Annotated in this window: 7 protein-coding genes; all 7 read left to right on the top strand. The window is 60.2% G+C overall.

All coding sequences use genetic code 11. The features are described from left to right. Window positions 1-287: 287 nt before the first annotated feature. The 7 genes from purL to IRZ24_RS11170 all read left to right on the top strand — a co-directional run bounded on the left by purL (window position 288) and on the right by IRZ24_RS11170 (window position 10,483). Window positions 288-3,338, top strand: a complete 3,051-nt coding sequence (gene purL / locus IRZ24_RS11140) for a phosphoribosylformylglycinamidine synthase subunit PurL (RefSeq protein ID WP_297163968.1) — start codon at window positions 288-290, stop codon at window positions 3,336-3,338. Further along, window positions 3,335-5,332, top strand: coding sequence for a phosphoribosylformylglycinamidine cyclo-ligase (gene purM, locus IRZ24_RS11145; protein WP_297163971.1), 1,998 nt, complete (start codon window positions 3,335-3,337; stop codon window positions 5,330-5,332). Before purL ends, purM begins: the two co-directional genes overlap by 4 nt. Window positions 5,333-5,394: 62 nt before the next feature. Then, window positions 5,395-6,165, top strand: a complete 771-nt coding sequence (locus IRZ24_RS11150; RefSeq protein ID WP_297163974.1) for a phosphoribosylaminoimidazolesuccinocarboxamide synthase — start codon at window positions 5,395-5,397, stop codon at window positions 6,163-6,165. A 76-nt stretch (window positions 6,166-6,241) separates the two neighbouring features. Beyond that, window positions 6,242-7,831, top strand: a complete 1,590-nt coding sequence (purF, locus tag IRZ24_RS11155; RefSeq protein ID WP_297163977.1) for an amidophosphoribosyltransferase — start codon at window positions 6,242-6,244, stop codon at window positions 7,829-7,831. Window positions 7,832-7,938: 107 nt separating this feature from the next. Then, window positions 7,939-9,216, top strand: a complete 1,278-nt coding sequence (gene purD, locus IRZ24_RS11160; RefSeq protein WP_297163980.1) for a phosphoribosylamine--glycine ligase — start codon at window positions 7,939-7,941, stop codon at window positions 9,214-9,216. Between the two features lie 90 nt (window positions 9,217-9,306). Continuing rightward, window positions 9,307-9,804: an AIR carboxylase family protein gene (locus IRZ24_RS11165; protein ID WP_297163983.1), complete on the top strand. Its 498-nt coding sequence runs from the start codon at window positions 9,307-9,309 to the stop codon at window positions 9,802-9,804. Next, a complete protein-coding gene (locus IRZ24_RS11170) occupies window positions 9,785-10,483 on the top strand; it encodes a phosphoribosylglycinamide formyltransferase (RefSeq protein ID WP_297163986.1) in 699 nt (232 codons plus the stop codon). The genes IRZ24_RS11165 and IRZ24_RS11170 overlap by 20 nt, the downstream gene beginning before the upstream one ends. Window positions 10,484-10,821: the final 338 nt, after the last annotated feature.

The raw sequence follows: 10,821 nt of genomic DNA on the forward strand, positions 1-10,821 counted from the left end.
CCAGTCCTGCGGGGTAAGATCGATATCTGCCCCGAGTTCACGAGAAAATAAACTTTTCCAAAAGCTGAGCTTTTTCTGCATATAAGTATAACTAAAAAGTTATTTTGCATCAAGGTATTGTACTGCAAGATAGCTGTTATCGGTCAGCGAAAATATACCGATTCTGATCTCTAGAAAGCATAGCAGCCTGCCCCCCCATAGCCTTGCCAGGGATTACCCGAAAGTGCTACAATGAGACTGTTCCGTTCAATGGAAACAGCAATCTGTCCCCTGCATAGGACGAAGTAGTGGGTAGAAGTACTGTGACCGACTACCATATTGAGGTACGGGCAACCTCGCCGCAGTATGATATTCAGGCCCAACAGCTTATGCGTGAGCTGTCCTTTCTCTCGCGCGCTAGGTTGCCCGCGCTGGCCACTCTGGCTGAGAGTGCTCCCCCCCTTTCCTTCCACACTGCTCAGCTCTATTCTCTCAGCGGCACTTGCTCCCCGGACGAGGTCAGGCGCCTCGCCCGCGAGCTGTTGATCGATCCTGTTACTCAGACCTTCTCGCTCTTGCCTTCCGCTACACGCTCTGCCGTCGGGGCTGCCGGTCATATCATAGACGTATTTTTTCTCCCAGGTGTCACTGATACGCTGGCGGACAGTGTCTTGCTTGCTGCCTCTTTGCTCGGGATCACCGGCCTGGAACGAGTCGCAACAGGCCGGCGTTATTTTCTGGACGAGCGTTTCAGTCGGCAAGAGGTACGCCTGATTGCAGAGGCCCTGCTCTATAACCCGGTAATCCAGTTTTATCGTCTTCTGCCGAATGAAGATGAGCGGGCGCCAGCGAGCAGCTTCCCTGTTCCTCGCTCTTTGGCCGTCGATCCTCTCTCCTCTCCTTCTGATAGCGCTTCTCCGCGCGTCCTTCGTCTGCCTCTTGTTGAAATGAACGCTGAGGAACTTAGCAATTTGAGTCGCACCAGAATGTTAGCGCTCACGCTAGAGGAAATGCAGGCGATTCAGGAATATTTCCGTCAGCAAGGGCGCGCACCTACTGATGTAGAGCTGGAGACACTGGCCCAGACGTGGTCTGAGCACTGTTCGCATAAGACGTTTAAGGCCACTGTGCGCTACCGCGAGCTGACTCCTGCGGGTGAGCTGGCTGCTGAGGAGATGATCCCCGGACTGCTGCGCTCGTTCATTATGCGGGCGACGAGCGAGCTGGCATGTCCGTGGGTGGTTTCGGCTTTCAGCGATAATGCGGGTGTGGTCCAGTTTACGGAGGGCTATGATCTGGCCTTCAAGGTGGAGACACATAATCATCCCTCGGCGATTGAGCCGTTTGGAGGAGCCAATACAGGTGTCGGCGGGGTGATTCGCGATGTGCTGGGGGTCTCAGCTCGCCCTATTGCCTGTACTGATGTGCTCTGCTTCGGGCTGCCCGATACACCGCCAGAGGAGCTGCCGCCTGGGGTGCTGGCGCCGCGGCGCGTTGTTTCGGGAGTGGTCAATGGCATCCGTGATTATGGCAATAAGATGGGAATCCCGACAGTGAACGGGGCCATAGTCTATCACCGCGAGTATCTTTGCAATCCGCTCGTATTCTGCGGCTGCCTTGGCCTGCTGCCTCATGGGAGCCATCCCCGTTCGGTAGAACCTGGCGATTTGGTGGTGGTCCTCGGTGGTCGCACGGGGCGCGATGGGATTCATGGGGCGACATTCTCTTCGGGGGAGATGAGCAGCGAGACCCAGGCTGTGGCTGGTAGCGCGGTCCAGATTGGCGCACCTATTACGGAGAAAAAGGTGACCGATGTGGTACTCCAGGCCCGTGAGCGTCGCCTCTATCATGCTATCACCGATTGCGGAGCGGGCGGCTTTTCCTCGGCGATTGGGGAGATGGGGGCGAACACCGGGGTACGAGTGGATCTGGCGCGGGCTCCGCTGAAGTATCAGGGACTGGCTCCCTGGGAGGTTTGGCTCTCGGAGGCCCAGGAGCGCATGGTGTTGGCCGTGCCGCCGACCTGCCTCGATGAGCTGCTGGAGTTGTGTGCGCTGGAGGAGGTGGAGGCCACGGTCCTGGGCGAGTTTACTAACGATGGGCGGCTGACGGTGACTTGGGGCAAGGAGGTGGTGGCTGATTTGGAGATGGCTTTCTTGCACGAGGGTCGCCCTCAGCGCGTGCTAGAGGCCGTTTGGCGCCAGCGTCCCCTGACAGTCGGTTCGGCAACGGCCTCGCCAGAGACGTTGCCCGATGCGACTGATGTTTTGTTGACGCTCTTGCGTCATCCCTCGATCGGTTCTAAGGAAGGGGTGGTACGGCGCTACGACCACGAGGTGCAGGGGGCGACGGTTCGTAAGCCGCTCGTGGGACGGGCCGGTAATGGCCCTGGTGATGGAGCGGTGTTGCAGCCACTGCTTGAGGATCTGAGTCTGCCACGAGCCGGTGTGGTGCTAACGAACGGCCTTAATCCGCTCTACGGCAAGATCGATCCTTATCATATGGCGCTCAATGCGGTAGATGAGGCGCTGCGCAATTTGACAGCGCTGGGTGGCGATATCGAGCGCGCGGCACTGTTGGATAACTTTTGCTGGGGGAGTCCCGCCGATCCTGAGCAGCTTGGCATGCTGGTACGAGCAGCACGTGGCTGTTACGATGCTGCTTTGGGCTTTGGTACTCCCTTTATCTCTGGTAAGGACAGCTTGAATAATGAGTACCGTCACGGTGAGCGCCGTCTGCCGGTGATTCCGACGCTGCTGATTTCGGCGCTGGGGGTGATCGAAGATGCTGCGCGGACAGTTGATATGGCCTTGAAAGCGGCGGGTAATCTGCTCTATGTGGTAGGGCTGACACGTAATGAGTTGGCGGCCTCACACTATGCCGAGGTGGTGGGTACGGAGTTGTTGCCGATGACAGCTTTGCCACAGGTAGAGCCTGAGCAGGCGCGGGTGACGATGAAGGCTCTGGGCGAGGCTATTCGGCGTGGCCTGGTGCAGTCCTGTCATGATCTGGCAGAAGGCGGACTAGCCGTAGCGGCGGCAGAGATGGCCCTAGCTGGCTTACTTGGCGTGAGTATCGATCTGGCTCGTCAGCCGGCAAGCGGTCTGGAAACGCTGCCAGCGGGCTTCCGCTCTACGGTCCTGCTCTTTAGTGAAAGTCCCTCGCGCTTCCTGGTTGAGGTGGCTCCGAGCCAGCGTGAGGCTTTTGAGACTCATATGCGCGCTGGTGGGGTGACGGCTCTGGCGGCGCTTGGCCATGTGACGGCCAGTGGGCGGTTTGTGATCAAACAGGGAACGGAAACGCTGATCGATCTCTCGATTGCTGAGCTGCAGGCTGCCTGGAAGGGAGAGGTACCATGAGCGTTGTGCCACGCGCTTTGGTGTTGCGGGCGCCGGGCATTAACTGCGAACGTGAGACCGCTTATGCCTGTCGCTTGGCGGGTTTTGAAACGGAGCTGGTCCACATAAATGCGCTGCTGCGCGAGCCGGAGCGCCTGCTGAGCTATCATTTTCTGGTGCTGCCGGGCGGTTTCTCGTATGGCGACGATCTGGGAGCCGGGACGCTGCTGGCCAAGAATCTGACGGTGCATCTGGGTCGGCAGTTGCAGCGCTTTGTAGAGGAAGGCCGCCCGCTGTTGGGCATTTGCAATGGCTTTCAGGTGCTGGTGCGCGCTGGCTTGCTGCCACATGCAGACTGGAGCAATTTTCGTCCAACGGCCAGTCTGACGGTCAATAGCTCGGGGCGTTTCGAGTGCCGCTGGATCTCATTGGTCGCCGAGAGTGGTCGCTGTATCTTTACACGCGGCCTGTATCGCCCTCTGGAACTCCCTGTGGCTCACGGCGAAGGGCGCTTTGTACTAGCCGACAATGGGCAATTAGAGGAGCTGCGCCGGCATGAGCAGATCGCTCTGCTCTACGATGGCGACGGCTATCCGGCCAATCCTAATGGTTCACTGGCCAATGTGGCAGGTCTCTGCAATCCGGCGGGCAATGTGCTTGGTCTAATGCCTCACCCTGAACGCTACGTCCGTGCCTTGCAGCATCCTCAGCAGCGCAGTCCTGCCGACGGCCTCCTGCTCTTCCAGAATGCTTATGCTTATGTCTGTCAATTGCTGGGTTTGGAGCCGCCTCCGCTGCCAGTGTCCGTTAGCCGTGGGCGCTCTGGAGCTGGGGCTGAGGAGGAGAGCGAGCGCCGCCACTGGACAGCTCGGCTGACGGGTGAAGGCGAGATCAGGGAGCTGTCGGAACAGCCGCGCCGGTCGACGCCGCTATCAGTCTCTGTGGGCAGCGAGAGGACTGGTGGCGCGGAGAACAGGCCAACGGCACGCGGCTCGGGGTCGGCTCCGCTCTCATACGCAGCCAGCGGTGTGCATATCGAGGCGGGAGAACATGCCGTTGAGTTGATGAAAGCTGCGGTACGTGCTACTCACGGCCCCAGCGTGCTCGCTGGCGTGGGGGCTTTCGCCGCTGCCTTTCGGGCCGAAGCCCTCAAGGAGATGCGTGAGCCGGTCCTTGTGGCCACTACCGATGGCGTGGGAACGAAAACATTGCTGGCGGTCCAGATGGACCGCTTTACCACCATTGGTTACGATTTGGTCAATCACTGTGTCAATGACTTACTGACTCAGGGAGCGAGGCCGCTCTTCTTCATGGATTATCTGGCAACGGGCCAGCTTGACCCAGAGCAGGCGGCGACCATTGTGGCGAGCGTGGCCCGGGCCTGTCAAGAGGTGGATTGCGCCCTGCTCGGGGGCGAGACCGCCGAGATGCCCGATATGTATGTGCCCGGTACTTTTGATTTGGCCGGGACGCTGGTCGGGGTGGTTGAAGCGGCGGAGCGTATCGATCCGACCAGGATCTGCGCCGGCGATGTCTTGCTTGGATTGCCTTCCAGCGGTCTCCATACCAATGGCTATTCGCTGGCGCGGCGTGTCTTCGCCGCGTATTCTCTGGAAACAGTCTTTCCCGAGCTGGGGGAGCCGCTGGGCGAGGCCCTGCTGCGCCCCCATCGCTGCTATTTGGGGGAGATTATGCGCCTGCGCTCCGAGCTGGGCACGGCCCTCAAGGGCCTGGCGCATATCACCGGAGGCGGCTTCCAGGGCAACGTCGTCCGCATTCTGCCGCCCGGTACCCAGGCCGTCATCGAGACACGCGCCTGGAGCGTGCCACCGCTCTTTACGCTGATTGCTCGCCTGGGACAGATCGAAGCCAGCGAGATGTATCGCACCTTCAATATGGGGATCGGTATGGTGCTGGTGGTCGCCGAGGACCATGCGGACCAGGCCCGACGCTTGCTGCCTGAGCTGATCCCTATCGGGATGATCCGTGAGGGCGAGGGCGTCACTCTAACATAACTGCACTACCATCATATCGCGCGCTATAACAAGGTGGAGAAAAGAAAGGAGCAGGTAGCAGCATGAGCACCGGACAAGAGGAGCCAGTCACTTTCGGTCCCTTACTGGCGGAGGGGAAGACCAAGCAGATCTATGCCCATCCTGAGGACCCGACCCTGGTCTACATGGTCAGCAAGGACCAGATCACGGCGGGGGACGGCGCGCGCCGTGACCAGCTTACTGGCAAGGGTCGCTGGAGTACGATTACGACGGCCAACGTTTTCCGCCTGCTGAATGCGGCAGGTATCCCAACCCACTTTGTGCGCCAGATCAATGATACTACGCTGCTGGTGAAGCGCTGCCAGATGCTGCCCATCGAGCATGTGCAGCGCCGCATCGCCACCGGCTCTTATCTCAAGCGCCATCCCGAGGTCAGCGAGGGCACGCGCTTTGATCCGCTGGTCATTGAGACATTCCTGAAGGATGATGCGCGCCATGATCCCCAGATCTGGGATGAGGACATTATCAACATGGGGCTGGCCACTGCCGAAGAGATCGCCTGGATGGCCGAGCAAGGGCGCCGCGTCTTCGAGACCCTCGAACGTGCCTGGGCGAGTGTCGATGTGACACTGGTCGATCTAAAGATCGAATTCGGACGCGATAGCGAGGGCAAGCTGCTTGTCGCCGATGTCATCGATAACGATAGCTGGCGACTCTGGCCCGGCGGCGACAAAAATCGCATGCTTGACAAGCAGGTCTATCGCAATCTTAAGGAGGTCACCGAGCAGGATCTGCAGGGGATCGCCGATCGCTATGCCCTGGTGGCCGACTTGACTGGGAAATTGCGCATTTGAGCAAGGCCAGAGGGCGGTGCAGTTCCATTCTCTGCACCGCCCGCACCGTTTTGCTGAGGACAGCAGGAAGGAAGCCATGGAGCGACTGCGCGATGCCTGCGGTATTGTTGGGATCTATGCCAGACCAGGCGACGAGAGTATTGACGTGCGCCAGTATTTGACACTGGCCCTGACGGCTTTGCAGCACCGTGGCCAGGAGAGCGCCGGCATGGCGGTCTACGATCAAGCGGGCCGTATTGCTCACCGCGTGGGTATGGGCAAGGTGCGCGAGGTGTTTCCCGATATGGGTCAGGGCCTGCCTCCTACGCGCTGCGGCATCGGCCATGTGCGTTATTCAACGACCGGCTCTAGCTGCGTCGAGAATGCTGGTCCCTTCGTAGTGGGCGAGCAGTCAGGTGGCCGGGAGGATGGTGCACGCCCGCGGGCGATAGCAGTGGCCCACAATGGAAACCTGGTCAATGGGTCGGCCTTGCGCTCTCGCCTGCCACAGCACCTGCTCTCTTCGACGACCGACAGCGAGGCGATCGCCCTCTTGCTCTTATTGGTAGAGGGGGAAACGCTACGAGAGCGCATGCTCACAGCCTTTCCGCTGTTGAAGGGAGCCTATAGCCTGGTAATGCTGGCGGAGGGCAAGCTCTACGCCGTGCGTGATCCCTGGGGTATGCGTCCGCTCTGTTTGGGGCGCATTGGTGATATCTGGATCGCCGCCTCGGAGTCCTGCGCCCTCGATCGCATCGGGGCCTCCTTCGTACGGAATGTTGAGCCGGGCGAGCTGATCACCATTGATGAGCAGGGCCTCCACTCAGAGATTCTGGTCCAGGCTCCGCGCCAGACGCTCTGCGTCTTTGAATATATCTACTTTTCGGACGCCACCAGCTATGTCAACGATCGCTATGTTTATTTGGTGCGCGAGGCACTGGGCCGTGAGCTGGCTCGTGAACACCCGGTAGAAGCCGATTTGGTGGTCCCGGTGCCGGATTCGTCGATTCCGGCAGCCCTGGGTTATGCCGCCGCTTCGGGTATTCCCTATGGCCAGGCGATTATTAAGAATCGCTACAGCGATCGTACCTTCATTAAGCCTGATCAGCGCCTCCGCCAGATGGAGGTCGATCTGAAGTTTAATTTTGTGCGTCCCAAGGTGGAGGGTCAACGCCTGGTGATTGTCGACGATTCGATCGTGCGAGGCAATACCATGAAGCGCCTGGTTGCAGCCCTTCGTCACCAGGGAGTGCGAGAGATTCATTTGCGGTCGAGTGCGCCGCCGCTGCGGCATCCCTGCTACTTTGGAATCGACATTCCTCATGAAGACGAGCTGATTGCGGCTGGGCGCAGCATTGAGGAGGTTGCCGAGTATATCGGCGTCGATAGCCTGGGTTACCTGAGCATTGCCGGCCTGGGGCGAGCCATCGCTTCAGTGCGCCGCTTGAGTGACCAGGAGGCGCCAGCGTCAGGCACAGGGGAGCAGAGGCGAGCGGGCATAGCCCCAGATGCTGAGACGCGAGAGGAGGCAGTAATGGAGGGTGAGGGGCCGGCCTTCTATGAGGGGCTGCTGCATCGCGAGTTTTGCTATGGCTGCATGCGCCGTGAGGGCTGGCCATTTGATCCTGTGCAGGCTGCTGACGAGTCTTGTCCCTTGCCGCTCGTGCGCCAACCGTCGCATTCGTAAAGGAGAAGAGGGAGCGGGGCAAGAGGCCAGGGCTAGCGATGGTAGAGGCCTCGCGCTGCTCAAGCGCGAGGCGAGGAGTGAGGGGCACCAAGGAGGAGTTGCAAGCTATGCGAGTATTAGTCATTGGTTCGGGGGCACGTGAGCACGCGCTGCTTTGGAAGCTGGCTCAGAGTCGGCGTGTGACACGGCTGTGGGCGGCCCCGGGCAATCCGGGCATGGCCGCCCTGGCGGAGTGTGTGCCCATTGGGGCGCACGAGTTGGAGCGTCTGGCTGACTTCGCAGAGCGCGAGGCGATTGATTTCACCGTGGTTGGTCCTGAGGCGCCGCTGATTGCGGGCCTTGTCGATGTCTTTGAGGCTCGTGGCTTGCCCATCTTTGGGCCGCGGCAGGCCGGCGCTCTGCTGGAAGGAAGCAAGGCTTTCGCCAAGGAGCTGATGGAGGCGGCTGGTATTCCTACCGCGCAGCATCGCAGCTTTCGCGATCCCGCCGCCGCGCTGGCGTATCTGGAGGAGCACGGTGCTCCTGTGGTTGTCAAGGCCGATGGCAATGCTGCCGGCAAGGGGGCCATTGTGGCGCTGGACCTGGAGACCGCGCGGAGAGCGGTACGGCAGATGATGGTTGAGCGGGTCTTCGGTAGCGCTGGCGAGGTGGTGGTGATTGAGGATTATTTGCAAGGGGATGAGATCGGTTCGACAGCACTCTGCAACGGGACCAGCTTTGTGCCGCTGGTGCTGACGCAGGACCATAAGCGCGCTTTGGATAATGATGAGGGTCTCAATACGGGCGGAATGGGTGCCTATGCGCCACTGCCGTTTGTCTCCGCCGAGACCGAGCGCGCGGTACAGGAGCGCATCATTGCAGCGACTCTGCGAGCACTGCAGGAGCGCGGCATCGCTTTCTCAGGGGTTCTCTATTCGAATATCATGCTCACCGAGCGTGGGCCGATGGTGCTGGAGCATAACGTGCGCTTTGGCGATCCAGAGACGCAGGCTATGATGCTCCTCCTGGAGAGCGATGTAGACCTGCTCACGCTGTTGCAGGAGCCGCAGCGGCTGGCCAGCGTCCCGCTCTGGCGTCCAGGCTACGCGGTTAGTTTGACACTGGCTTCAGGTGGCTATCCCGGCAGCTATCGTACAGGCCTCCCGATTCAGGGCCTGGCTGAAGCAAGCCGACTGGAGCAGGTGCAGGTCTTCCATGCCGGCACCGCTTTGCGCGATGGCGAGCTGGTGACGGCAGGTGGGCGCGTGCTGAGTGTGGCCGCCTATGGCGCGACGCTCGCGGAGGCTCTGGAGCGCGCCTACGAGGCGGCTCGCCTGATCCACTTTGAGGGCATGCATTACCGCCGCGATATTGCCAGGCGCGGCTTGCGTGCCCTGCAGTCCTAGGCCAGCGCCAGAGGCTCTGGCGCTTCAGCCACTTCTCTTTCTTCAATCAAGGCGAATCTTTGAGAAAAGAAAAGGGGACTATTCGTCATCATGGCAGCTAAAGTTGTGATCATTATGGGGAGCAAAGGCGATCGTGGTCATGCGGAGAACATCGTGAAGACGCTGCAGGAGCTGCAGCTTGCCTATGAGCTGCGGGTCTGCTCAGCGCACAAGGCCACGCGTCGCTTACTGGAGATCCTGGAGAGTTACGAAGGGAGCAGCGACCCCATTGTCTATATCACGATTGCCGGGCGCTCTAATGCTCTGTCGGCGGTGGTTGACGCCAATACGCGCTTCCCGGTGATTGCCTGCCCGCCTTACAGCGACCGCTTTGCGGGCATGGATGTGCTCTCGTCGCTGCGTCTGCCTTCAGGCATTGCCTCGCCGACGATTCTAGAGCCGGACGGCGCAGCGCTGTTGGCGGCCAAGATGCTGGCGCTCTTTGATCAGGACCTGGCCCAGCGTCTGGCAACTTATCGTGAGCGCTTTGCCGCCGAGCTGGAGCGCGCCGATGCCGAGGTGCGCGGTCATGGTGGAGCCAGTGCCTAGGATTGAGACGAGCCAGGGAGAGGCAGAAAGAGAGGTCAAGCCGTTGCCTCATCTGCGTCTGGGGGTGCTGATCTCTGGCAGCGGGACTAATCTGCAGGCCATTATTGATGCCTGCGAGAGCGGACGATTGCCTGCGGCAGAGGTTGCTCTGGTGGTGAGCAATGTGGCTGGCGCGACGGGTCTGCAGCGCGCTCTTAGGCATCGCCTGCCGGCGATCTATCTGCCGTGGCGCGAGCGCGAGGAAAGCGAGCAGCGTCTTGCGGCCTTGCTGGAGCTGTTCCGCGTCGACCTGGTGGTATTGGCGGGCTGGATGCGCATCCTGAGTGCCGATTTTCTGGCGCGTTTTCCGCGGCGGGTGATTAATCTGCATCCGGCGCTCTTGCCCGATGACCCCAGCGCCGACGTCTACATCGCCAGCGACGGCAGTTCTATCCCGGCTTTTCGGGGCCTGCATGCTATTCGTCAGGCCCTGGAGGCCGGCGTCAAGGTCACGGGGAGCACTGTTCACTATGTGACGCCGGCGGTCGATGCCGGGCCGGTGCTCTGCCGCGCAGAGGTGCCCATTCTGGAGGGCGACTCCGAGGAGACGCTGCACGAGCGCGTCAAGGCGGTCGAGCATAGACTTGTCATCGAGGCCATCGAGCGCTGGCGCGCACGCGAGCTGCTCCCTCAGCGCTAGCTTAAGCCCCAGCCGCCAAAGAACTTATTCGCCTCTGGAAAGAATCTGCCGAGAAGGAGCAGCGGCGGTACGCGCTGCTCCTTCTCATATCATCGGGTATAGCCTTATCTCCTGCAGGCAAGTATAATAGGTGGAGCTGTTGCCTGGAATATGCACAACTTTGTTGAGTCTGCTCGAGAGAGAAGCGCTATGGAGGAGCCGACGCGCCACCCAGATGCGGATGCCATCCTTGCCCGCCTTAGTCAAGAAGGCATTACTACCCTCTACCACTTTACATCTTTTGACAATATTTACTCTATATGCCATAGAGGTTGTTTATATTCAAAAGAGTTATTGGA

The organism is Thermogemmatispora sp. (assembly GCF_019683755.1).
In the GTDB taxonomy this organism is placed as follows: Bacteria; Chloroflexota; Ktedonobacteria; order Ktedonobacterales; family Ktedonobacteraceae; genus Thermogemmatispora.